The sequence below is a fragment of the Pseudideonella sakaiensis genome (assembly GCF_048320135.1).
In the GTDB taxonomy this organism is placed as follows: domain Bacteria; phylum Pseudomonadota; class Gammaproteobacteria; order Burkholderiales; family Burkholderiaceae_C; genus Ideonella_A; species Ideonella_A sakaiensis_A.
Window position 1 is genome coordinate 2,327,135 of sequence record NZ_CP182947.1, and the last position, 22,983, is coordinate 2,350,117.

The 22,983-nt window shown below is 67.5% G+C and carries 24 protein-coding genes; 10 read left to right on the top strand and 14 right to left on the bottom strand.

Annotation, left to right across the window (positions count from 1 at the left end; genetic code table 11):
• Window positions 1-3: 3 nt before the first annotated feature.
• From ACNH6H_RS10490 to ACNH6H_RS10505, 4 genes are all read left to right on the top strand, one after another.
• Complete coding sequence (locus tag ACNH6H_RS10490) at window positions 4-624, top strand: RNA polymerase sigma factor (RefSeq protein ID WP_418317468.1); 621 nt, start codon at window positions 4-6, stop codon at window positions 622-624.
• Between the two features lie 3 nt (window positions 625-627).
• Entirely contained in the window at window positions 628-1,338 is a 711-nt protein-coding gene (locus ACNH6H_RS10495; protein WP_418317469.1) for an anti-sigma factor, read from the top strand.
• Window positions 1,339-1,434: 96 nt separating this feature from the next.
• Window positions 1,435-3,279: a SulP family inorganic anion transporter gene (locus tag ACNH6H_RS10500; protein ID WP_418317471.1), complete on the top strand. Its 1,845-nt coding sequence runs from the start codon at window positions 1,435-1,437 to the stop codon at window positions 3,277-3,279.
• Window positions 3,276-4,238: a metallophosphoesterase gene (locus tag ACNH6H_RS10505; RefSeq protein WP_418317473.1), complete on the top strand. Its 963-nt coding sequence runs from the start codon at window positions 3,276-3,278 to the stop codon at window positions 4,236-4,238. The genes ACNH6H_RS10500 and ACNH6H_RS10505 overlap by 4 nt, the downstream gene beginning before the upstream one ends.
• 9 nt (window positions 4,239-4,247) lie before the next feature.
• Here ACNH6H_RS10505 and ACNH6H_RS10510 read toward each other — a convergent pair whose 3' ends face one another.
• From ACNH6H_RS10510 to ACNH6H_RS10525, 4 genes are all read right to left on the bottom strand, one after another.
• Window positions 4,248-4,739 carry a CDP-archaeol synthase gene (locus tag ACNH6H_RS10510; protein WP_418317475.1) on the bottom strand — a complete coding sequence of 164 codons (492 nt, stop codon included), beginning with the start codon at window positions 4,737-4,739 and terminating at the stop codon, window positions 4,248-4,250.
• A 101-nt stretch (window positions 4,740-4,840) separates the two neighbouring features.
• On the bottom strand, window positions 4,841-5,767 hold the full coding sequence (locus ACNH6H_RS10515) for an alpha/beta hydrolase (protein WP_418317477.1): 927 nt from the start codon (window positions 5,765-5,767) through the stop codon (window positions 4,841-4,843).
• A gap of 38 nt (window positions 5,768-5,805) precedes the next feature.
• Window positions 5,806-6,789 carry a tripartite tricarboxylate transporter substrate binding protein gene (locus tag ACNH6H_RS10520; RefSeq protein WP_418317478.1) on the bottom strand — a complete coding sequence of 328 codons (984 nt, stop codon included), beginning with the start codon at window positions 6,787-6,789 and terminating at the stop codon, window positions 5,806-5,808.
• 161 nt (window positions 6,790-6,950) lie between these two features.
• Window positions 6,951-7,613, bottom strand: coding sequence for a FadR/GntR family transcriptional regulator (locus tag ACNH6H_RS10525; RefSeq protein WP_418317480.1), 663 nt, complete (start codon window positions 7,611-7,613; stop codon window positions 6,951-6,953).
• A gap of 81 nt (window positions 7,614-7,694) precedes the next feature.
• On the opposite strand from ACNH6H_RS10525, the gene ACNH6H_RS10530 reads away from it, so the two are divergent.
• Both ACNH6H_RS10530 and ACNH6H_RS10535 read left to right on the top strand, forming a co-directional pair.
• Window positions 7,695-8,567 carry a fumarylacetoacetate hydrolase family protein gene (locus ACNH6H_RS10530; protein WP_418317481.1) on the top strand — a complete coding sequence of 291 codons (873 nt, stop codon included), beginning with the start codon at window positions 7,695-7,697 and terminating at the stop codon, window positions 8,565-8,567.
• Window positions 8,568-8,587: 20 nt separating this feature from the next.
• A complete protein-coding gene (locus ACNH6H_RS10535; protein ID WP_418317482.1) occupies window positions 8,588-9,550 on the top strand; it encodes a tripartite tricarboxylate transporter substrate binding protein in 963 nt (320 codons plus the stop codon).
• A 46-nt stretch (window positions 9,551-9,596) separates the two neighbouring features.
• Here the strand turns inward: ACNH6H_RS10535 and waaF are convergent, their stop codons facing one another.
• The 7 genes from waaF to radA all read right to left on the bottom strand — a co-directional run bounded on the left by waaF (window position 9,597) and on the right by radA (window position 15,874).
• A complete protein-coding gene (gene waaF, locus ACNH6H_RS10540) occupies window positions 9,597-10,631 on the bottom strand; it encodes a lipopolysaccharide heptosyltransferase II (RefSeq protein WP_418317484.1) in 1,035 nt (344 codons plus the stop codon).
• Window positions 10,632-10,655: 24 nt separating this feature from the next.
• Window positions 10,656-10,895 carry a zinc-finger domain-containing protein gene (locus ACNH6H_RS10545; protein WP_418317486.1) on the bottom strand — a complete coding sequence of 80 codons (240 nt, stop codon included), beginning with the start codon at window positions 10,893-10,895 and terminating at the stop codon, window positions 10,656-10,658.
• A 40-nt stretch (window positions 10,896-10,935) separates the two neighbouring features.
• A complete protein-coding gene (locus tag ACNH6H_RS10550; RefSeq protein ID WP_418317487.1) occupies window positions 10,936-11,859 on the bottom strand; it encodes a branched-chain amino acid transaminase in 924 nt (307 codons plus the stop codon).
• 116 nt (window positions 11,860-11,975) lie between these two features.
• Window positions 11,976-12,371, bottom strand: a complete 396-nt coding sequence (locus ACNH6H_RS10555; protein ID WP_418317489.1) for a DoxX family protein — start codon at window positions 12,369-12,371, stop codon at window positions 11,976-11,978.
• A 23-nt stretch (window positions 12,372-12,394) separates the two neighbouring features.
• Window positions 12,395-14,050 (bottom strand): bifunctional metallophosphatase/5'-nucleotidase, encoded by a 1,656-nt coding sequence (locus ACNH6H_RS10560; RefSeq protein WP_418317491.1) that lies wholly within the window; start codon window positions 14,048-14,050, stop codon window positions 12,395-12,397.
• Between the two features lie 5 nt (window positions 14,051-14,055).
• On the bottom strand, window positions 14,056-14,511 hold the full coding sequence (locus tag ACNH6H_RS10565; RefSeq protein ID WP_418317492.1) for a hypothetical protein: 456 nt from the start codon (window positions 14,509-14,511) through the stop codon (window positions 14,056-14,058).
• Between the two features lies 1 nt (window position 14,512).
• Window positions 14,513-15,874 (bottom strand): DNA repair protein RadA, encoded by a 1,362-nt coding sequence (radA, locus tag ACNH6H_RS10570; protein ID WP_418317493.1) that lies wholly within the window; start codon window positions 15,872-15,874, stop codon window positions 14,513-14,515.
• A gap of 171 nt (window positions 15,875-16,045) precedes the next feature.
• Here radA and ACNH6H_RS10575 point away from each other — a divergent pair, with 171 nt between their 5' ends.
• Window positions 16,046-17,518: a hypothetical protein gene (locus tag ACNH6H_RS10575; protein ID WP_418317494.1), complete on the top strand. Its 1,473-nt coding sequence runs from the start codon at window positions 16,046-16,048 to the stop codon at window positions 17,516-17,518.
• Between the two features lie 150 nt (window positions 17,519-17,668).
• Here ACNH6H_RS10575 and arfB read toward each other — a convergent pair whose 3' ends face one another.
• From arfB to alr, 3 genes are read right to left on the bottom strand one after another with little or no spacing between them, the layout of a single operon-like run.
• Window positions 17,669-18,088, bottom strand: a complete 420-nt coding sequence (gene arfB, locus ACNH6H_RS10580) for an alternative ribosome rescue aminoacyl-tRNA hydrolase ArfB (RefSeq protein ID WP_418317495.1) — start codon at window positions 18,086-18,088, stop codon at window positions 17,669-17,671.
• Entirely contained in the window at window positions 18,088-18,504 is a 417-nt protein-coding gene (locus tag ACNH6H_RS10585) for a DUF2177 family protein (protein ID WP_418317496.1), read from the bottom strand. Before ACNH6H_RS10585 ends, arfB begins: the two co-directional genes overlap by 1 nt.
• Window positions 18,501-19,598, bottom strand: a complete 1,098-nt coding sequence (alr, locus tag ACNH6H_RS10590) for an alanine racemase (RefSeq protein ID WP_418317497.1) — start codon at window positions 19,596-19,598, stop codon at window positions 18,501-18,503. The genes ACNH6H_RS10585 and alr overlap by 4 nt, the downstream gene beginning before the upstream one ends.
• Window positions 19,599-19,744: 146 nt before the next feature.
• On the opposite strand from alr, the gene lplT reads away from it, so the two are divergent.
• The 3 genes from lplT (at window position 19,745) to ACNH6H_RS10605 (ending at window position 22,915) form a co-directional block, all read left to right on the top strand.
• Window positions 19,745-21,022, top strand: coding sequence for a lysophospholipid transporter LplT (lplT, locus tag ACNH6H_RS10595; RefSeq protein ID WP_418317498.1), 1,278 nt, complete (start codon window positions 19,745-19,747; stop codon window positions 21,020-21,022).
• A gap of 129 nt (window positions 21,023-21,151) precedes the next feature.
• Complete coding sequence (locus ACNH6H_RS10600) at window positions 21,152-21,649, top strand: glutathione peroxidase (protein ID WP_418317500.1); 498 nt, start codon at window positions 21,152-21,154, stop codon at window positions 21,647-21,649.
• 69 nt (window positions 21,650-21,718) lie between these two features.
• Entirely contained in the window at window positions 21,719-22,915 is a 1,197-nt protein-coding gene (locus tag ACNH6H_RS10605; protein WP_418317501.1) for an aromatic amino acid transaminase, read from the top strand.
• The last annotated feature ends 68 nt before the right edge of the window (window positions 22,916-22,983 follow it).

Genomic DNA, 22,983 nt, shown 5'->3' on the forward strand with positions numbered 1-22,983 from the left:
CCGATGGCTAGCCCTCGCACCGAATGGTCCACCCGCAGCGAAGAGCTTGCACAGCTGCTGGCACGAGCCGGCCTCGGCGACCGCGCCGCCTTCGCGACGCTGTACCAGCGCAGCAGTGCGCATCTGTTTGCGGTGATCCTGCGTATCAACCGGGACAAGGCCCAGGCCGAGGACATCTTGCAAGAGGTATTCGTCAACGTCTGGCGCGCCGCTGCGGGCTTCGATTCGGCGCAAAGCCAGCCGATGACCTGGCTGACCAGCATCGCCCGCAACCGGGCGATCGACAGCCTGCGCCGCACCCAGACCCAACCGCAGCTGCACAGCAGCCACCGCGGGCCAGACGACGAGGAACACGATGTGTACGAGACCACGGCCGACGACTCCCCGGGACCGCTCGATTTGCTGAATCGATCGGCGCTCGCGCGTGGCCTCGAGCGCTGCCTGGAAGGGCTCGCCGCGCCGCAGCGGCAGAGCCTCGCGCTGGCCTATTTCGACGGCTTGAGCCACGGCGAGATCGCCGCGCGGATGGCGCAGCCGCTCGGCACCGTGAAAAGCTGGGTACGCCGCGGCCTGCAGGCGCTGAAACCCTGTCTCGACGATGCCGGTTTCGGACGCGAGGACTGAGCGATGGACTACAGCCGCCCCGACCTCGCCGACCGCCTCGCCGCCGACTATGTGTCGGGCACGTTGCGCGGCGCAGCGCGGCGCCGCCTCGAACGCCTGCTGCCAGCGCACCCGGCGCTGCGCGAGGCGGTGCATGCGTGGCAGGACCGGCTGGCGCCGCTGACCGCGTCGATCGAGCCGCGCGACCCGCCGCCAGCGGTATGGCATGGCATCGAGAGCCGGCTCGGCTTCAGCACGGAGCGCGCCGCGCCGGCGCGGCGCTCCGGCTGGTGGCAGCGGCTTGCGTTCTGGCGCGGCATGACGGCCTTCGCCAGCGTCGCCGCGCTCAGCGCGATGCTGTTGCTGGCGCAACCGGGCAGCGTCGAGCCACCGATCATCGTCGTGCTGAATGCGACCGGCGCGCCGGCGGCCGACGGCGCGGTCGTCCCGGCAAGTTTTGTCGCCAGCATCAGCGGTGATGGCCGCGCGGTGGTGACGAGGCCGTTGACCGACGTCGCGCTGCAGGCCGACCGCGCACTCGAACTGTGGGCGGTGCCGCCGGAAGGCGCGCCGCGCTCGCTCGGCCTGATCAATGCAAAGGCGGCGACCGTGGTCCGCCGCGAGCGCCTGCTCGACGGCACGGCAGCGCTCGCCGTCAGCCTCGAGCCGCCGGGCGGATCGCCGACCGGCGCACCGACCGGGCCGGTGCTTTACGTCGGCAAACTCGGCACCTGAAAAGCGCAGCAACGGGCCTGCCTGCGCAGCAGTTCCGGCTCACGGCCGTGGCGGGTTACGCTACGCAGGCCCTTCCGACGCCGGAAACACACTGCAATGAGCCCCCCGATCACGCGCTCGCAGGTCCTCCATCGCATTTTTCCATTCATGCGCTGGTGGCCGATGGTGAATCGGTCGACGCTGAAAGACGACCTGCTGGCTGGCGCCACCGGCTGCATCCTCGGGCTGCCGCAGGGGGTCGCGTTCGCGATCCTCGCCGGCCTGCCGCCGCAATACGGGCTGTATGCCGCGATGCTGCCGCCGGCGCTGGCGGCGCTGTTCGGCTCGAGCTGGCAGATGATCTGCGGCCCGACCAATGCGATCGCGATCCTGCTGTTCGCCAGCCTTGGCCACCTCGCCGCGCCGGGCAGCAGCGAATTCATCGGCCTGGTGCTGACCGTCACCTTCCTGACCGGCCTGATCCAGTTCACGATGGGGCTGGCGCGACTCGGCACGCTGGTCAATTTCATCTCGCACACGGTGATCGTCGGCTTCAGCGCCGGCGCGGCGATCCTGATCGCGGCGCAGCAGCTGAAAAGTTTTCTCGGCATCCCGATGGCGTCCGACGCGTCGTTCCTGCAGACGCTGCGCCAGACGCTGTCGAATCTCGGCGACATCAACCCGTGGATCACCGGCGTCGGCATCTTCACGATCGTCTCCGGGCTGCTGGCCAGGCGTTATCTGAAGCAGATCCCGTTCATGATCACCGCGACGGTCGCCGGCAGCCTTGCGGCGGTGGCGCTCGACGCGCTGTTCGGCGCCGAGGTGACCGGCATCCGCACGGTCGGTGCGCTGCCGGCGCAGTTGCCGCCGATCACGATGCCCGACCTGTCGATCGATACGCTCGGCAAGGTGGCACCGACGGCACTGGCGACGACCATCCTCAGCCTGACGCTGGGTGTCAGCGTCGGCCGCACGCTCGGCATCCGCACCGGCCAGCGCATCGACGCGAATCAGGAATTCATCGGCCAGGGGATATCGAACCTGGCCGGCAGCTTCTTCTCGTCGTTCACGTCGGCCGGATCGTTCAACCGCAGCGCGGCCAATCTCGAGGCCGGCGCGAAGACGCCGCTGGCGGCGGTGTTCTCGTCGCTGCTGCTGGTTGCGATCGTGCTGCTGGTTGCACCGCTGGCCGCCTACCTGCCGCTGGCGACGGTGGCCGCGATCCTGTTCCTGATCGCCTGGGGCCTGATCGACATCAAGCGGATGAGGTCCATCCTCGCCACCAGCCGCACCGAATCGGCAGTGATGCTGGTGACCTTGTTTGCCGCGCTGTTCCTCGGCCTGCAGACCGCGATCTACGCCGGCGTGCTGCTGTCGCTGCTGCTGTTCCTGAAGCAGGCCGCGCAGCCCGGCATCCGCGACGTCAAGCCGGAATTCCGCGGCGGCCACTACCACTTCGACGCCGATACCGGGCTGCCCGACTGCCCGCAGCTGAAGATGCTGCGCATCAACGGCTCGATCTTCTTCGGCGCGTCCGAACATGTCGAGGATGCCTTCCACCGCGTCGACCTCGAGCGGCCGGAACAGAAACACCTGCTGATTGCCGCCAGCGGCATCAACGTCGTCGACATCTCCGGCGCCGAACTGCTGAGCCGCGAGGCGGCGCGGCGGCAGAAGGCGGGCGGTGGCCTGTACTTCTGGTTCATGAAGGATGCCGTCCACGAGATGCTCGAACGCGGTGGCTATCTGCGCGTGATCGGCGAACACAACATCCTGCCGCATGGCACCGATTCGATCGCCGTGTTGTATCCGCGGCTCGATCCGGAGATCTGCCGCCACTGCACCGCACGCATCTTTCCGCAATGCCACCAGGTCTTGCCGAACGGCGAGCCGCGTGTCGACGAGCCGGCAGATGCGGTTCAGCGTCCAGCCGACGATCAGAAGCCGGGGTCGCAATGAAACTGACCGACTGCAGCGCCGACGAACAAGAGCAGCTCGCGATGCTGGAGCCGCGCATCGGGCGACTGCACCTGCGCCAGCGGCTCGGCCTCGAAGGCGAACACGAGGCCCGGGTCGTGCGGCGGCGCACGCACTTTTTCCACCTCGAAAACTGGTATTCGATTCATGGCCTGATCCGCGGCAGCCTGACCGTGACCGGTCTGCGCGGTCGCGGCCAGCGCAATGTGCTCGACATCAGGGTGCGGCACAACACGGTGCGGCTGCGTAAACTTCCATCAGCTCTCGACGGCTATACGCTGCTGCAACTGAGCGACCTGCACCTCGACATGAGTGCGGCGCACCGCGACAGGCTGATCGAGGTCGTCAGCGGCGTGCAGTTCGATGCCTGCGTGCTGACCGGCGACTACCGCTTCCAGACCTTCGGCCCCTACCAGCCGGCGCTCGATGCGCTGGCGCGCCTGCGCCCGCACCTCGGCGCCTCGGTCTACGCGGTGCTCGGCAACCACGACACGATCCGGATGGTGCCCGGCATCGAGGCGATGGACATGACGGTGCTGCTCAACGAATCGGCGCGCATCGAGCGTGATGGCCAGGCATTCAACCTGGTCGGCATCGACGACGCGCATTATTTCCGCACCCACAGCTTCCAGAAGGCGGCTGCCGGCCTCGATCTCGACGAATGCGCGATCCTGCTGTCGCACACGCCGGAGCCGTTCCGCCATGCGGCGCACGCCGGCTTCTGCCTGATGTTGAGCGGCCATACCCATGGCGGCCAGATCTGCCTGCCCGGCGGCATTCCGATCCTGACCGACTGCGACGCACCACGTGCGTTTGCGCGCGGCGCCTGGCGCTATGAGGAGATGGCCGGCTACACCTCGGTCGGCTGCGGCGCCTCGATCGTCGACGTGCGGCTGAACTGCCCGGCCGAGATCACGCTGCACCGGCTTCGCCGCGCCTGATCTGACCGTTCAGTGCGGGCGATCGCGCAGCCGCAGCCGGGCCAGCAATTTGGACAGTGGCACGTGCAGCACGAAAAAGACCAGCGTGATCGTGACCAGTTGCGGCCAGCTCAGCCCGAGCGCGTTGCGCAGCACCAGCAGCGGCAGCGCGGCCTCGACGAGTTGATCGAGGCCTGGGGCCCGCCCGCTCGGCGCAATGCCGAGCCGACGTTTGACAAAACTCGCCAGCGCATCACCGGCCATCGACAACGCGCCGAATTGAGCGGCAAGCAGGGCCGGAAAGCCCATCAACATGCCCACGATGGTCGTCGCGACGACAGCGGCCAACACACCGCGGATGGTTTTTGACGGGCCGAGCAACGGCCGGCCGTCGAAAAAAGCAAGCCCGCCGTCGAGTGGCGCTGCCAGGCGTTGCCCGATCAGCCGCTTGACGAGGATCGGCGCGAGGTTGGCGACGCCGAGCAGCACCAGCAGCTGCAGCACGAGGTGCAGATCAGCCATGCGCTGCGCAGCGGTGCTGCACGGAGGTCGTTGTCATGCGCCATCGTCTCACGACTGGCGCAGTGATGCCGGCGCCGCCGCGCCAGGCACCGCGCGCACCATCAATGCGCGGCTGACGAGGTATAGGCCGGTGCCGGCTGCGTGAAATACGCGTGCAGGATCTGGTAGACCATCCGATAGTTCTTCTGCTGGAAACTCGCGTGGCTGATGCCGTTCATCACGGTGAACTGCTTGTCCGGTGACGGCAGGCGCTTGAAGAACTCGATCAGGTCGTCCATCGCGGCGATGCCGTCGAACTGGCCGCGCAGCAGCACCGTCGGCACCGTGATCTGCTCCGGATCGACGACCGGCAGCTTGCTGCACATGTCGATGTAGGTGCCGTTCGGCATGCTGTCGTCGAGCGCGAGGATGGCGTCGGCAAAGGCCTCGACGACCGCCGGCTCGGCGCAATCGGCATGGTCGCGGGCGAAGATCGAGCGCACGAAGTCACGGTCGATCGGCCGCCGCTTGTGCTCGATGAACTGCGGCAGCTTCTTGCGCCGCTGCGCCAGCGTCGGCGCGCCCTCGCCGGTCCAGACGAAGGCGTCGAGCGCGAGCCGCGAGACGCGCTCCGGATGGCGCTGTGCAAACAGCGCGGCGCGCAGCGCGCCGGAGCTGATGCCGTAGGTCAGGAACTGCACCGGGCCGCCGATCGATGCGATGTGGTCGGTCGCGGCTTTCAGGTCGTCGGCGCCATTCGCGATGTCGCAATAGATGTCGCGCTGCTTGTCGCTGCGGCCGTAACCTTCCATGTCGACGCACCAGCAGTCGAAACCGCGCTCGGCGAACCAGTCCATCACCGACGAGTCGGGACGGCCTGGCACCGTCAGGTCAAAGGTCGGCTGGCTCGCCATCGACGAGCCGTGCACCCACAGGATCGCCGGCTTGCCGTCGGGGCTGCCTTCGAACTTGCGCCAGATGAACAGGCGCACGTCGCCATCGGCGGTCTTTTTCTGGGCCCAGTGCTCCTGGGCCGTGATGTTGCTCATCGATTCTCTCTTGGTTGCGGTGGGTAAAGTGCCGGGGCTCAGTCGACCCTGGCACCGGTTTCGCGAACGATGCGCGCCCAGCGGTCGCGCTCTTCACGGAAATAGCTGTTCATTTCGGCCGGCGTCGAGCCGACCATTTCAATGCCCGCGTCGTTCAGGTAGCCCTGGACTTCGGGCGTCGCGAGCACGGCCTTCACCTCCCGGTGCAGCTTGTCGACGATCGGCTGCGGCGTGCCCTTCGGCGCGAGCAGACCCATCCAGACATAGGCCGAATAGCTCGGAAAACCGCTTTCGGCCAGCGTCGGCACGTCGGGCAACTGCTTCGCACGGGTCGTGCCCGTGGTTGCCAGCGCGCGCAGCTTGCCGGACTTGACGTGTTTGGCCATCGCATTCGTGCCTGGTATCGCCATGTGCACGACGCCGGCGAGCAGGTCGGTGGTCGCCTGGCCACTGCCGCGGTACGGCACGTGGACCAGCTCGATGCCGGCCATCGACGCAAACATCGCGGTGAACAGGTGCTGACCGCTGCCGTTGCCCGACGATGCGTAATTGATCTCCTTCGGCTTGGCCTTCGCCTGCGCAATCAGTTCGGCAACGCTGGTCGCGGAAAAGCTCGGATGCACGACCAGCACGCCGGGCTCGCGGCCAATCAGCGAGATGCCGACGAAATCGTCGATCGGGTGGAAGCTGAGCTTGCTGTAGAGCGTGGCACTGATCGCGTTGGTCTGCGAGGCCAGCAGCAGCGTATAGCCGTCGGCGGGCGCCTTCGCGACGCTTTCGCTGCCGATCGTTGCGCCGGCGCCCGGCTTGTTCTCGACGATCACCTGTTGGCCGAGGCGGCGGCCGAGCTGTTCGGCGATTGCGCGCATCGGGCCGTCGACGGCACCTCCTGCCGAGAACGGCACGATGACCTTGATCGGCCGGTTTGGAAAGTCGCTGGCGGCCTGCTGGGCAGACACGCCGACAGCAGCGCAGGCAAATGCGGCGGCAACTGCCAACCGGCGGGTGATGGGGTTCAGCATCGAGTTGTCTCCGGGTTGTCGGTGTGTCCGCCCGCAGCCCTTTGGCTGCAATTGGTTTTGAAAAACGAACACTTGGGCCGGAAAATGTATCGAATTGGTTTGATGCGGTCAACCAGGGTCTGTGCCGAGTCGGCAACGCCGGCCGATCGCCTGACCGCCGATCAGTAGCCGAGCATGTTGGTGCGCACGTGCAGCAAGTGCGCCAGGCACAGCGCCCGCGCGCGGGTTGCGTCGCGCTGCTTCAGCGCAGCCACCAGCGCGCGGTGCTCGTCCTGGTATTCGAGCCGGCGCTCCGGCGTCGCGCTGCGCCGCTTCAGCACCCCCCATTCGCCTTGCGAACGGACCTGGTTCATCATGCTGAAGACGCCACTGATGAAGCCGTTGTGCGCCGCTGCGGCGATCGCCTCGTGCAGCGCGCCGTCCCAGTGCTCGAAGTCCTCCAGCGTGATCGCCGCCTCGGCATTGCGGTTGCATTCGTCCATGCGCGCAAAGTCGGCCGCAGTGGCATTGCCGATCACCATCTCGATGATTGCCGGCTCGAGCACCAGCCGCGCTGCCATCAGCTCGGCCGGGCTGACCGCATCGGCGTCGGCGACGCCGGCCGGCGCAGGCTGCTCCGGTTCGGCCACATAGGTACCGCTGCCGACCGTCTGCGTGATCAGCCGCTGCTGCTTCAGTTCCTGCAGCACGCGCCGCACCGCGGAGCGGCTGATGCCGAACTGCTCGCCGAGCGCACGCTCGGTCGGCAGCCGCTGGCCCGGGCGCCAGGTCTGCTCGGCCAGCTTGTCGAGGATCGAACGCTTCAGGGCGTCGGCGGTGTCCATGGTTCGGAATTGCAGCACGAAAGATGATTGGGTGTGAATGGTATCATTTGGGCGAACCATTGCCGAACCAAGGAGATCCCCGTGCGCATCGCAACTTTCCAGTATCAGGGCCGTCGCCATGTCGGCCAGGTCGCAGCCGATGGCTCGACCGTCACACCTTTCCAGCTCGACGCCGAAGCGGCAAGCCGCGGTGCCCAGCCGCTCGTTGAAGCTGCTGCCGCCGGCCAGGCGTGGCCCGACCTTGCGGACACTGCATTGCCGCTGTCGGCAGTCAAACTCGAGGCGCCATTGCCGCAGCCGCGGCGCAATCTCTGGTGTGTCGGCCGCAACTACCACGCCCACGCAACCGAACTGAAGGACTCGGTCTTCAAGGACAGCCCGAAAGCCACCGACCAGTGGCCGATCGTCTTCACGAAGGTGCCGGAAAGCGTGACCGGGCCCGACCACGCGGTGCAGTTGCCGGGTGAAGCGATCTCGACGCAGATCGACTACGAGGCGGAACTGACGATCGTGATTGGCCGCGGCGGGCGCAACATCTCGCGCGCCCAGGCGATGGACCACATCTTCGGCTGGACGATCATCAACGACGTCACCGCGCGCGACGTGCAGATCCGCCACAACCAGTGGGACCTCGGCAAAAGTTTCGACACCTTCTGCCCGATGGGTCCGTGGATCGTCACCGCCGACGAATTCGACGGCCGCGACACCCGCGTGCGCTGCTGGGTCAACGACGAACTGCGCCAGGATGCACGCACCACCGACCTGATCTTCGACATCCCGACGCTGATCGAGACCGTGTCGCGCGGCATCACGCTGCTGCCCGGTGACATCATCGCGACCGGTTCGCCGGCCGGTGTCGGCATGGGGATGAATCCGCCGCGCTGGCTGGCCTCTGGCGACGTCGTGCGCATCGAGATCGACGGTCTCGGAACGCTGGTCAACCGGTTCGAATGAGCAACGGCAGGAGAACCACCATGCGAACAAGCATCAAATTGCTCGGCGCGATGCTGCTGGCCGCTGCCGGCCTGGCTCATGCCGACTATCCCGAACGCACGGTCACGATGGTCGTGCCATTCCCGCCCGGCGGCGTTGCCGATACCGTGGCGCGTCCGGTCGCCGAGGCGCTCGGCAAGGAGCTCGGGCAAAGCGTCGTCGTCGAGAACCGCGCAGGCGCCGGCGGCGCCACCGGCATCGGCGTTGTCGGCCGCGCCGCCCCCGACGGCCATACGCTGCTGATGAGCCTGTCGTCGATCTCGATCCTGCCCGAAGCCGACCGCATCCTCGAGCGCAAGCCGCAGTTCACGCTCGACCAGTTCAAGCCGATTGCCCGCTTCACCGCCGATCCGACCGTGCTCGTCGTCCGCGCCGACTCGCCGTGGCAGAACTTCGCCGAATTCGCCGCCGATGTCGGCAAGAACCCCGGCAAATACAACTACGGCAGTTCGGGCAACTACGGCACGATGCACGTGCCGATGGAGATGCTGAAGAACAGCGCCCGTCTGCGACTTGTCCACATCCCGTATACCGGCGCTGGGCCGGCGGTCGTCGCGCTGCTCGGCGGACAGGTCAATGCCCTGTCGACCGGGCCGGCGAGTGTGCTCGCGCACATCAAGGCCGGCAAGCTGCGGGCGCTGGCGCATTGGGGCGACAAGCCGCTGGCTTCGCTGCCCGATGTGCCGAGCCTGAAGAGCCTCGGCCATCCGGTGCAGTTTGCGCAGTGGTCGGCGATGTTCGTTCCTGCGGCGACGCCGGAGCCGGTCGTGCAGAAGCTGCGCGCAGCTGCAAAAAAGGTCGCGATGGACCCGGCGGTGGCCCAGGTGATCAACCGCGCCGGCAGCCCGATCGAGTACCTCGATGCGCCTGAATTCCAGGCTTACTGGAATACCGACGCGAAGACGATGACCGACGCGGTGCGCCAGATCGGCCGCATCGATTGACGGCGGCAGCGGCGGACTGAGCCGCCGCACGACGGCACCGGCCGGATCAGTCCCGGCCGGTTTGCGCAACCATCATCCGCTGCAGCCCCTCGTCTGCACGCTGCGGCGTGATTTCGGTCAGGCAGCGCGTGTGGCCGAATCGGCAGACACGGTCGAAGCACGGCTGGCAGTCGAGCTGCAGTTCGTCCTTCAACCACAGCACCGCAGCACGCGGGTTCAGCGGCGGCGTATGTTCCGGGCTGGTCGAGCCGAACATCGCGACCTGCGGGATGCCGAATGCGGCGGCAACGTGCATCAGGCCCGAATCGTTGCTCGCGACGCCGCGTGCGGCGGCGACCAGCGCCATCGCATCGAGCAGCGAGACCGTGCCACAAACCACCTTGCAGGCTCCAGGCGAGACCGCATCGGCCGCAGCGGCAATCCGTTCGCAGGCGTCACGTTCCTTGGCCGAACCGAGCAACACCACCGGCTGCCGATGGCGCTGGTGCAATGTGGCCGCGAGGCTCGCGTAGTGTTCGCCAGGCCAGCATTTGGCCGGGCCGTATTCGGCGCCCGGTGCAAAAACGAAAAATTCACCGACGCGCAGACCCTGCGCCGCGGACACAGTATCTAGCTTCGTGCGCGGCAGGCTCAGCTGCGGCCTGGCAGCGGCCTCGGCGTCCGACGGCGGGCCGGCCAGTGCGCTGTAGAAGGCGACCATCGGCGGCCGTCCGTCGGGATTCGGCAGCCGCTTGGTCAGCAGGCCATAACGCGATTCGCCGTGGTAGCCGATGCGCTGCGGAATCCGCGCCAGCCAGGGCAGCAATGCCGATTTCAGCGAATTCGGCAACACATAGGCGATATCGAAGCGGCCGCGCCACTCGGCAGCCAGCCGGCGGCGTGCCGCGAGGTCGAGCCGGCGGTGGGCAAACGGCAGTTCGACCACCTCGTCAATGCCGTCGATCGCGCGGTAGACCGGCGCGACCCACGGCAATGCGGCGACCGTCAGCCGTTCTCCACGGCCGGCGAGCCGCGCCAGCAGCGGCTGGCTCATCACCGCATCGCCGATCCACTGCGGTGCGATCAGCAGGCTGTTGGTCACCTGCCGCGCGCGCGCAGGCCGGCCTCAATGTGCATGGATGCGTTCGCCGGCCTTCAGGCGGTAGACGGTGCCGCAATACGGGCACTTGGTTTCACCGGTCGTGCCGACATCGAGGAAGACCTTCGGATGCGCACTCCACAGCGTCATTTTCGGATTCGGACAGAACACCGCGCCCGGGCCGACCATGTCCTTCGCACCGACCTCGACCACCGCGGCCGGCTGTTGCAAGCCGGGAGCCACCGGCTGATTCGGATTTGCTGTCATCTCAGATCTCCACCACGCCTTGTCAGCCCGCCGTCGTTGCTCAGACCTTGCTGAGCCACTCGAGGTATTTCGAATTGCGGCCGTTGACGATGTCGAAGAACGCCGTCTGGATCTTCTCGGTGATCGGGCCGCGCGAGCCACTGCCGAGCGTGACCCGGTCAAGTTCGCGGATCGGCGTCACTTCGGCGGCGGTGCCGGTGAAGAAGGCCTCGTCGGAGATATAGACCTCGTCGCGGGTGATCCGCTTCTCGACCAGCTTCAGGCCGAGGTCGTTGCAGATCGCGAGGATGGTGTCGCGGGTGATGCCGTTCAGCGCACCGGCCGACAGGTCCGGCGTATAAACCACGCCCTTCTTGATGATGAAGATGTTCTCGCCCGCACCCTCGCTGACGAAGCCGGCGGCGTCGAGCAGCAGCGCCTCGTCATAACCATCGTCGAGCGCCTCCATGTTGGCGAGGATCGAGTTGGTGTAGTTGCTGACCGACTTGGCCTGCGTCATCGTGATGTTCACGTGATGGCGCGTATAGCTGCTGGTCTTCACGCGGATGCCGCGCTTCATGCCGTCTTCGCCGAGGTAGGCGCCCCACGGCCAGGCGGCGACCATCAGGTGCACGGTATTGGCCTTCGGGCTGACACCGAGTTTTTCGTCGCCGATCCAGATCAGCGGCCGCAGGTAGCAGCTGGCGAGCTTGTTGACGCGAACCACCTCGCGCTGCGCGTCCATCACCTGCTCGAGGCTGAACGGGATCTTCATGCGCAGGATCTTCGCGCTGTTGAACAGCCGCTCGGTATGTTCGCGCAGCCGGAAGATCGCGGTGCCCTGCGCGGTGTCGTAGGCGCGCACGCCCTCGAATGCGCCACAGCCGTAGTGCAGCGTATGGGTCAGCACATGGATCTTGGCATCGCGCCACTCGACCAGCTGGCCGTCCATCCAGATCTTGCCGTCGCGGTCCGACATCGACATGATTTGCCTCTGAAACGTAAGAGATGCTCGATTCTAGAGGCCCCGGCCCGGCAGCGGCCGGCGTCAGGGGTCGGTGCAGCCAGCGGCACCCGACCCTGCGAGCCGCACCAAGCCACTCACACGGTGCGCTTGCGCAAGGCATCGACGCTCCATGCGCCGCCACCGGCAGCCGCCAGATACAGGAAGACAAAACAGTACAGCGCCGCCAGTTCACCGCCGTTGGCGATCGGCCAGAAGCCGCGCGGCGCGTGGGCGATGAAATAGGCAAACGCCATCAGGCCGGACAGCGCGAAGGCCGTCGGACGGGTCGCCAGACCGATCAGCAGCAGCACGCCGCCGAACAACTCGAGCACGCCGGCGACACCGGACAGCGACATCATCTCGAATCCGGCCCGCGGCGGAATCGGGAATCCCAGCAGCTTCTGCGTGCCGTGCAGCAAAAACAGGAATGCCGAGACGATGCGCAGCACACTCAGCAGGCGCGGGGTCCAGATTGCCAACATCGATTCCATCCGATTGCTCCTTCAACGGGTTGTCAATTCAATCGCCTGATCCGATCCAGCGACGGCGGTGCAAGGCCCGGGTTTTCGCGCAGATGGCGTTCGAGCGCATCGACGTCCATCATGCCGGTGCGGCGGTCGCTGCCTTGTTTCAGGACTTGAAAACCATCGCCGCCGGCGGCCAGATAGCCGTTGACGGTGACACGGTAGGCGGCAGCCGGATCGAGCGGCGCGCCGGCGATGCGCACGCTGTCGCGGACGATACGCTGCCCGGGCGGCCTGGCCGCATCCCATGCATAAACCAGGCCGCGCGAGACCTGCAGCACGCGGGACCGCCGCGTCGTCCATTGCGATTCGAGCAGCTTCAGCAACTGTTCGCCGCTCAGCGTCATCGTCACCAGCGGGTTCGAGAACGGCTGCACCAGGAACAGGTCCTGGTAGCGGACCAGACCATCGGCGGGTATCGGGAGCGGCGCGCGGATGCCGCCCGGGTTCATCAGCGCAATCTGCGCGCCGGCGTCGCGCGTCGCCGCCAGTTGCGCATCGGCGATCAGCTGGCCGAGCGTGCTGGCGCCGGCGGCGTCGATGTCGCGCGACAGCGGCGCGGCGATGCGGCCGACGACGCGTTGCGCCAGTGGCGCGGCGAGACGCTCGTAGGCCTCGATCAGCGCGCTGAGCCGCGGATCCTTCGGCAGGTCGGTATGGACGATGGTGTTGTCGGCCACCGCACTCGTGATGTCACGCGTCGCCGGATCGAGCGTCACATCGATCGCGGTGACGATGCGCCCGTAGCTGTCGCCGCTGGTGACGAGCCGGCCGTCGATGCGGCAGTTGTAGGCGCGGTGGGTGTGGCCGCTGATCACGAGATCGACCGCCTTGTCGAGGCGATTGACGATGTCGACGATCGGCCCGCTGATGCCCGGGCACTCATTGTGGCCGCCGGTCGGCAGGCCGCCTTCGTGGATCAGCACGACGATCGCCTCGATGCCTTGCGCACGCAGCTCGGGGACCAGCGCATTGACGGTTTTTGCCTCGTCGCGGAAGCTCAGGCCGGCGACACCGTCCGGAACGACGATGCGCGGCGTGCCTTCGAGCGTCAGCCCGATGAAGGCGACCGCAATCCCGTCGAAGCGCTTGACGACATAGGGCGGCAGCAGCGGCTTGCCGGTCGACTTGACGATCGTGCTCGCGGCGAGGTATTGAAATTCGGCGCCGGTGAACGGTTTGGGCCCGCGGCAGCCATCGATCGGGTGGCAACCGCCGCGCTGCTGCCGCAGCAGTTCATCGGCGCCCTTGTCGAATTCATGGTTGCCGACCGCCGACGCGTCGAGCCGCATCAGGTTCAGCGCCTCGATCGTCGGCTCGTCGTGGAACAGCGCCGACAGCAATGGCGACGCGCCGATCAGGTCGCCGGCGGCAACGAAGACATGGTGGCGCTGCCCGGCGCGCAGGCGCTCGAGCTGCGTCGCGAGGTGTTCGGCGCCGCCGGCCGGCACCGTGATCGTTTTGGCCGGATCGGCGGCATCGCGCGTGCGCAGCCCGTCAGGCGGCGGCTTCAGATGTCCATGGAAATCGTTGATCGCAAGGATGCGAAGCCTGACCGGTGCGGCCGTCGGCGCCGGCAGCGTGCAGCCGGCCAGCCACGCAGCGGCGAGCAGCGTGATCGCGAGCCGGACGCGACCGATCAGCACCGCGATCAGCCCGGTCGGCCGGTATCCGCTTCGTTCGCGCCTGCCGAGGGTTCCTGCACGACGCGCTCTGGTTCGGCCTGCGGCCGGTCCAGCGTCCAGCGCTGGCAGCGGCCGTGGCGCAGTTCGACCTCGACCGACGAGCCGCTGTCGTCGCTCCAGCGGAATATGTCGACCGCCGGATCGTCGCCAGCGGGTTGGCGCTGGCCGAGGCTGCCGGTCAGGTGCAGGATCTGCGGCAGCCGCATCCCCGGCCGCAAGCGTGCATTGAGCATCACCGCGCTGCCGACGCTGCCGACCGGCGCACGCGCGGCGGCCTGCATCGCCCGCATCGCGCGGCTGAACTGCAGCAGCACGACGAAGACACCAGCGCTGAAGACCAGCACCGCACCCTGCCAGCCAAAGCGCAGATAAGACGCGACCATCGCCGCGCCGAAGATCAGCCAGATCCACCCATGAGCCATTTCACAATCCTCGCATCAGTTCAATCGCCTGCTCGATCCGGTCGACCGCATGGATCGTCAAGCCTTCGATCGGCTTCTTCGGCGCATTCGCAGTCGGTACCAGCGCGACGCTGAAGCCGAGCTTGGCCGCCTCCTTCAGCCGCTCCTGGCCACGCGGCGCCGGCCGCACCTCGCCGGCCAGGCCGACCTCGCCGAACGCGAGGAATCCGCGCGGCAGCGGCTTGCCGCGCAGCGAGCTCTGGATCGCCAACATCACCGCAAGGTCGGCCGCCGGCTCGCTGATGCGAACGCCGCCGACGGCATTGACAAACACGTCCTGGTCCATGCAGGCAATCCCCGCATGGCGGTGCAGCACCGCGAGCATCATCGCCAGCCGATCCCGGTCCAGGCCGACGCTGAGCCGGCGCGGGCTCGGCCCGCCGGAATCGACCAGCGCCTGGATCTCGACCAGCATCGGCCGCGTGCCTTCGAGCGTGACCAGCACACAGGCGCCGGGCACCGGGTCGCCATGGGTCGACAAAAAGATCGCGCTCGGGTTGCTGACGCCTTTCAACCCACGCTCGGTCATCGCGAAGACGCCGATCTCGTTGACCGCGCCATAGCGGTTCTTGATCGCGCGCACCAGCCGGAAGCTGCTGTGGGTGTCGCCTTCGAAATAGAGCACGGTATCGACGATGTGCTCGAGCACGCGCGGCCCGGCCAGGCTGCCGTCCTTCGTCACATGGCCGACCAGCACCATCGTCGCGCCGCCGGTCTTCGCGCTGCGCGTCAGCTGCGCGGCACATTCCCGCACCTGCGCGACCGATCCCGGCGCCGACGTCAGCTGCTCCGAATACAGCGTCTGGATCGAGTCGATGACGCAGAACGCCGGTTGCTCGGCGGCGATCGTCGACTGGATCTTCTCCAGGTTGATCTCGGCCAGCACGCGCACGCCGCTGCCGTCGAGACCGAGCCGGCGCGCCCGCAACGCGACCTGCGCCGCGCTTTCCTCGCCGGTCACGTACAAGACCTTCATCTGCTTCGACAAGGCATCGACCGCCTGCAGCAGCAGCGTGCTCTTGCCGATGCCCGGGTCGCCGCCGATCAGCACGACGCCGCCGGCGACGATGCCGCCGCCGAGCACGCGGTCGAGTTCTTCCTGGCCGGTTGGCGTGCGTGCGATGTCGGCAGCGTCGATTTCGCTCAGCGTCGCGACCGGCTGGCTGCGCGCCAGCGACTGGTAACGGTGCTTGGCGCCGCCGCTCGGTTCGGCGATGCCCTCCTCCAGCGTATTCCAGGCCTGGCAATGCGGGCACTTGCCAAGCCAGCGCGGGCTGGTGCCGCCGCATTCGCTGCAGGTATAGACGGATTTTTCCTTGGCCATGGCCGATTGTCGCCGGCCGATCGGCGGTCTCGGCGGGCGGCGCCATGTTAGGGTCGCCGCCGCCCAGGCCTTCCGCCAACAGGAGTTCCGATGCCTTTCGTCCGATCAGCAAGCCGTCCGCAATCGTCAGCCAGCCGCAGCAGTCGCCGGCCGGCCACGCAACGCGCGGCCATGCTGCTGCTCGGAAGCCTGCTCGTGATGCCGGCGGCAGCGCAGACCGGCGGCAGCGCGCCGGCTACCGACGGCGGCCGCAGCCTGCCGCTGAACTGGCGAATCGGCATCGAGCAATTGAAGCTGCCTGATGGTGAACAGATCGGCCTGGTCGGCGCGTCGGCGCTGGTCGGCGTCGGCAACGGCTGGTTTGCCGGCCCGATCGTCTTCGGCGCCGCATCGGGACAACGCGGCGGACTGTTCGTGATCGGCGGCGAAGCGCTGTGGCGCACCGCCGGCCCGGCCGGCAGCCGGATCGAGGCCGGGCTGGCGATCGGCGGCGGCGGCGGTGCGGCCGCGCCGGTCGGCTCCGGCCTGATGCTGCGGCCGCACCTCGACTGGTCCTGGCCGGTTGGTCCCGGCTGGCTCGGCATCACCGCGTCGCGGGTCGATTTTCCGCGTGGCGCGATTGCGTCGAACCAGATCGGCCTGGTCTACAGCGTCGACGACATCTTCCGCTACCAGCGCGCCGGATCGGCCCGGTCAGCCGGCAGCGGGCAGCGCAGCGGCTTCGGCTTCGACCGCTTCTGGCTGCTGGCCGGGCAATACCGGAGCAAAAGCGGCAACCACGGTTATGGCGGCTTGCGCGCCGACCATCTGCTGGGCAATGGCTTCCATGTCGGCATCGAAGCCGCCGGCGCGGCGCAAGGTGGTGCCGACGGGTATGCCGAAATCCTCGGCAGCATCGGCAAGGAGTGGTCGCTGAAGACCGGACCGGGGCCGTCGGCACTGCCGGCTGTCGGGATACGGGCCGCCGCCGGACTCGGCGGCGGCGGCGCGGTCGATACCGGCGGCGGCCCGTTGCTGAAACTGGCGGCGACGCTGCATTGGGACCTGCCACATGACCTCGCGCTCGGCGTCGAAGCCGGGCGGACGATGGCGCCGGACGGCAGCTTCCGCGCCAACCACCTGCATCTGGCACTCGGGTTGAACCTGGATCGCCGCGCTGCTGGCGGCCGCGCGGCTGCCGCGCCAGCCGACTTGCGCGCCGACACCGTCGAATGGGCAGCGACGCTCGGCCACTTCCCGCAGATGGACTATCGCAACGGCAGCAGCGATGCCGTGCAGACCGTCGGCATGCGGCTGAGCCGGCGCCTCAGCCCGGCACTCGATGAACACCTGCAACTGACCGGCGGCATCCATTTCGCCGCCGGCGGCCGTGCCGGCGCCTATGGTGCCGGCCTGATCGGGCTGGCGCTGGCAACGCCGTTGCAGCAGCAGGGTCTGCACCTGGGCGCCGAGATGCTTGCCGGGGCGGCCGGTGGCGGCGGCATCGATACCCGCGGCGGCGCGGTCGTGCAGCCGATGCTGCGCGCCGGCTGGGCCGACGGCAGCCAGCGCTGGCGGATCGGCGTCGGCCAGATCAGGTCGCTGCGCGGCGACCTCAGAAGCCCGGTGGTCGAGCTGAGCTACGGCGCCGCAATCGGGTTATAGGAACCACCCCCGGAGCGGCTCACGCCGCACCCCCTCAAGGGGGCGCCGCCAGCGGACCGGCAGAGCCGGATCCGCGGCGGCCGCTTGATCGGTGGGGAGGCAAGGAACCGGAGGATTTGTGCGCCCGTCCGCAGCCTGCCCGGCAAAGACCTAGTCGGCCACCTTGCCGCGGCCGGCCTTGATCGCCGAACGCTGGCTTTTCGATTCGAGCCGGCGCAGTTTCGAGCCGAATGTCGGCCGGGTCGCGCGGCGCACCCGCGGCGCCGAGGCATGCGCAGCGACCAGTTCGAACAGGCGCTGCAGCGCATCGGCCAGATTGGCTTCGCGGCTGCGCGACGACTGGGCCTTGATCACGACGATGCCGTCGGCATTGATGCGCTGGTCTGACACGGCACGCAGCCGCTCCTTCCAGTCGTCGGGCAACGACGATGCGCCGATGTCGAAGCGCAAGTGGATTGCACTCGACACCTTGTTGACATTCTGGCCGCCGGGGCCTTGTGCACGCACCGCGCTGACGGTCGATTCGGCCGCCAGCAGCGCCCGCAACCGCTGCTCGGCCGCCGGCGACATCAGCGAGGCGCCTTGTCGCCGAGCCGGGCCGCAGCACGACACGTCGCCCAGGCGATCGCTGCAGTGATCGCGCTTCCCCAGGCGATGTCGACGAAAACAATCGGCAACGGCCAGTCGCGCAGCGTCGCCAGGTTGGTCAGGTCGTAGGTTGCATAGGCAAAAAACCCGAGTGCCGCGCCGAGCCACGCCGCGCGGGCCGCTCCGCCGGCAGCCAGCGCCGGTCTGACCGCAAACAGCAACACGCCGGCCGGGTACATCAGATAGAAAGCGAGCGCCGCATCGAGGCGCGGCGATTCGGCCATCAGATGAGCGAGCCGCGACTGGTAGAAATCGGCGGCGACGATACCGAGCCACAGCGCATCGAGCAGCGCCAGCAGCAGCACACCGACGCCATAGGCGATCGCGAGCCGCTTCATGAAGGATCGTCGATGCGCACCGGCACCCGCTGCGCCAGCCCGCACATCACCTCGTAGCCGATCGTGCCGGCCGCCTGCGCGATCTCGTCGATGCCGAGCACCGCGCCGCTGCTGCTGCAGCCCCACAACGTGACCTCGGAGCCGACGTCGGCCGCCAGCACCGGCGCCAGATCGACCGCCAGCATGTCCATCGAGACCCGGCCGGTCAATTCGCAGCGCACGCCGTCGACCAGCACCGGCGTGCCACTCGGCACGACGCGCGGATAACCGTCGGCATATCCGCAGGCGACGATGCCGATGCGCATCGGCGCGGCCGCGGTGAAGGTGCTGCCGTAGCCGACGGTGTCGCCAGGCTCGAGTGTCTGCGTCGCGATCAGCTGGCTGCGCAGGCTCATCGTCGGCAGCAGGTCCCAGTCGGCACTGCGGTGCAGCGGGTGATCCGGCGCCGAGCCGTACAACATGATGCCGGCGCGGATCCAGTCCGATTCGGGCGGCGCGCCAAAGCGCAGGCTGGCAGCGCTGTTGTGCAGCGAGCGTTCACCCGGCAGGTCGGCGGTCGCGGCGGCAAAAACCTCGACCTGACGGGCAATGCCGGCGCCGCCGTCGGCATCGGCAAAATGGGTCATCAGCGTGATCTCGTCGACCTGCGTCAGCCCGGACAGGCGCTGCCAGGCGGCGCGGAATGCGGCCGGCTTGAAGCCGAGCCGGTTCATCCCGCTGTTCATCTTCAGGAAAACCCGCTGCGGGTGGTGCGTCTTGTGCGCGGCCAGCCAGTCGATCTGCGCTTCGTGGTGGACCGTATGCCACAGGCCGAGGCGCGAACAGGCCTCGAGGTCGCGCGGCTCGAAGCAGCCCTCCAGCAGCAGGATCGGCCCGCGCCAGCCGAGCGCGCGCAGCCGCTCGGCCTCGGCGATGTCGAGCAATGCAAAACCGTCGGCACCGTGCAGGCCGGGGTAGACGCGCTCGATGCCGTGGCCGTAGGCATTGGCCTTGACGACGGCCCAGACGCGGGCCTCCGGCACGCAGGCACGCGCACGCTTCAGGTTATGGCGCAACGCGTCGATATGGATGAGCGCTTCGATCGGACGGGGCATCGGCCCATTCTGCCGCAGCCGCCGCGCTGCGGGGCGAGCGCCCACTTGCGTGCTATAAACCGCGCCCTAGGAGACGACGGGCGTCAAGACCCGGAGAGCGACCCTGCGCAGCCGACACGCGCCGCCTGAAAGGCAAGTTTCAGCGAATGAAAAAAGGTTTCTACACCATCATGTCGGCGCAGTTCTTCAGCTCGCTGGCTGACAACGCGCTGCTGGTCGCTGCGATCGAACTGCTCAGGACATCGCAGGCGCCGGCTTGGCAGATCCCGGCGCTGACGCCGATGTTCGCGTTGTTCTACGTCGTGCTGGCGCCGTTTGTCGGCGCCTTTGCCGATGCGGTGCCGAAAGGCAAGGTGATGTTCTATTCGAACAGCATCAAGGTGGTCGGCTGCCTGATGATGCTGTTCGGCGCGCATCCGCTGCTCGCCTATGCGGTCGTCGGGCTCGGCGCCGCCGCCTATTCGCCGGCCAAATACGGCATCCTGACCGAACTGCTGCCGCCGTCGCAGCTGGTGCGCGCGAATGGCTGGATCGAGGGCCTGACGATTGCATCGATCATCCTCGGCATCCTGCTCGGCGGCCAGCTGGTCGGCCCGCAGCTCGCGCCGTGGCTGCTCAGCTTCGACCTGCCGCTGATCGATACCGCGATCGATACACCGCCGGAGTCGGCGATCGCGTCGATGGTTTTCGTCTACATCATCGCGGCGATCTTCAATCTGCGCATCCCGCGCACCGAGGCGCCGCTGCAGCACCTGACGTCGAGCCCGCTGGTGCTGCTGCGCGACTTCTCGCACTGCAATGCGCGGCTGTGGTCGGACAAGCTCGGCCAGATCTCGCTGGCGACGACGACGATGTTCTGGGGCGTCGGCGGCAACCTGCGCATCATCGTCTTCCCGTGGGCGGCAGTCGCACTCGGCTATACGACGACGCAGGCCTCGTCGCTGGCCGGCGTTGTCTCGATCGGCGTCGCTGCCGGCGCGGTGCTGGCGTCGGTGAAGATGCGGCTCGACAAGGCGACCTCGGTGATTCCGCTCGGCATCGCGATGGGCATCCTGGTGATCGGCTTGAACGTGATCCGCGATGTCTGGATTGCAGTGCCGTTCCTGATGCTGCTCGGCCTGGCCGGCGGCTTCCTGGTCGTGCCGATGAACGCGCTGCTGCAGCACCGCGGCCACAACCTGATGGGCGCTGGCCGCTCGATCGCGGTGCAGAATTTCAACGAGCAGGCCTGCATCCTCGGGCTCGGCGCGTTTTATACCGGGATGACCAAGCTCGGCCTGTCAGCCTTCACCGCGATTGCGCTGTTCGGCCTGGTCGTTGCCGGCGTGATGGAAGTGATCCGCCGCTGGCACCGCAGCAACTGCATCCACCACACCGCCGAGGTCGAGCGACTGCTGGCGATTGCGCGGATCGACAAGCACTAGCATGGCCGTGGGAGGGGCTTCAGCCCCGATTCCTTTCGACGCCATCAGGCTGAATCGGGGCTGAAGCCCCTCCCACACAGATCGCCGATCACCGATCATTGGTTACCAGCCACCAATCAAGGAAAAGCGATGACCGCCCAAGCCAGCAGCATCTACGACTTCGAGGCCTTGTCGATCGACGGCAAGCCGGCGCATCTGTCGACGCAGCGCGGCAAGGTGCTGTTGATCGTCAATACCGCCAGCGCCTGCGGCTTCACGCCGCAATTTGCCGGCCTGGAAGAATTGGCGAAGGACTACGCCGAGCGCGGCCTGGTGGTGATCGGATTTCCGTGCAACCAGTTCGGCGCCCAGGATGCCGGCAGCAACGAGGAGATCGCGAGCTTCTGCCAGAAAAACTACGGCGTCAGCTTTCCGATGATGGCGAAGGTCGACGTCAACGGCGACGATGCCCATCCGCTGTGGAAATGGCTGACGAAGCAGGCGCCGGGTCTGCTCGGCAGCACCTCGGTCAAATGGAATTTCACGAAATTCCTGATCGGCCGCGCCGGCCAGCCGATCAAGCGTTATGCGCCGACCGACAAGCCGGAGTCGCTGCGCGCCGACATCGAGCAGGCGCTGGCTGCGTGAGCGGCCCGGCACACCGCTGCGCGGAGCGGGCGGGATAATCGGGCCACCACCACCGCGAACAGGCCACCGATGTTCCACCATGTCGATCCCTATCCCGGCGACCCGATCCTGTCGCTGAACGAAGCCTTCCAGAAGGATCCGCGCACCGACAAGATCAACCTGTCGATCGGCATCTATTTCGACGATGCCGGCAAGATTCCGATGCTGGCGTCGGTTCGCGAGGCCGAGCAACGCGTCGTCGCCGCAGCCGGTGCGCGGCCCTATCTGCCGATGGAAGGTGCCGCCAATTTCCGCAGCGCGGTGCAGCAACTGCTGTTCGGCGCCGATTCGGCGGTGCTGCGCGAGCAACGCGTCGCGACGATCCAGTCGGTCGGCTCGAGCGGCGGCCTGAAGGTCGGTGCCGATTTCATCAAGCGCTGGTTCCCCGACAGCAGCGTCCACGTCAGCGAACCGACCTGGGACAACCACAAGGCGGTTTTTGCCGGCGCCGGCCTGGCGGTCAGCAGCTATCCGTATTACGACCCGGCCACCGGCGGGCTGCGCTTCGATGCGATGCGCGATGCGCTGCGCACGCTGGCGCCGCGCAGTGTCGTGCTGCTGCACGCCTGCTGTCACAACCCGACCGGCGTGGACCTGAATCGCGAGCAGTGGCAGGCGCTGCTGCCGGTGCTGCGCGAACACGAGCTGATCCCCTTCCTCGACCTCGCCTACCAGGGTTATGGCGAGGGCCTGGAGGCCGACGCCTGGCCAATTCGCTTGTTCGCCGAAGCCGGTCTCAGCTTCTTCGTTGCCAATTCGTTCTCGAAGAACATGAGCCTGTACGGCGAGCGCTGCGGCGCGCTCAGCGTCGTCTGCCCGAACCATGGCCAGGCCGACCATGTGCTGGGCCAGCTGAAGGCGACGATCCGCAGCAATTATTCGAACCCGCCGATGCATGGCGGGCAGATCGTCGCGCGCGTGCTGCAGGATGCCGATCTGCGCGCGCAGTGGCAGGGCGAGGTCGATGCGATGCGCGAACGCATCCTCGAGATGCGCAAGAGCCTGCACGCGGTGCTGAGTGCGAAGCTGCCGGGCCGCAATTTCGACTATTTTCTGCAGCAGCGCGGCATGTTCAGCTATACCGGGCTGAGCGCGGCGCAGTGCGACCGTCTGAAGGAATACGGCGTCTATCTGGTGCGCTCCGGCCGACTGTGCATCGCAGGGCTCAATACCGGCAATGTCGAGGCGACCGCGGTGGCGATCGCGGCGGTTCTGGCAGCTCAATGAGCGGCTTTAGCGGCGCGCCCGGCAGCAGCGCCCTGCCGATGCGGCACGGCCGACGCGGCATGGCCGCG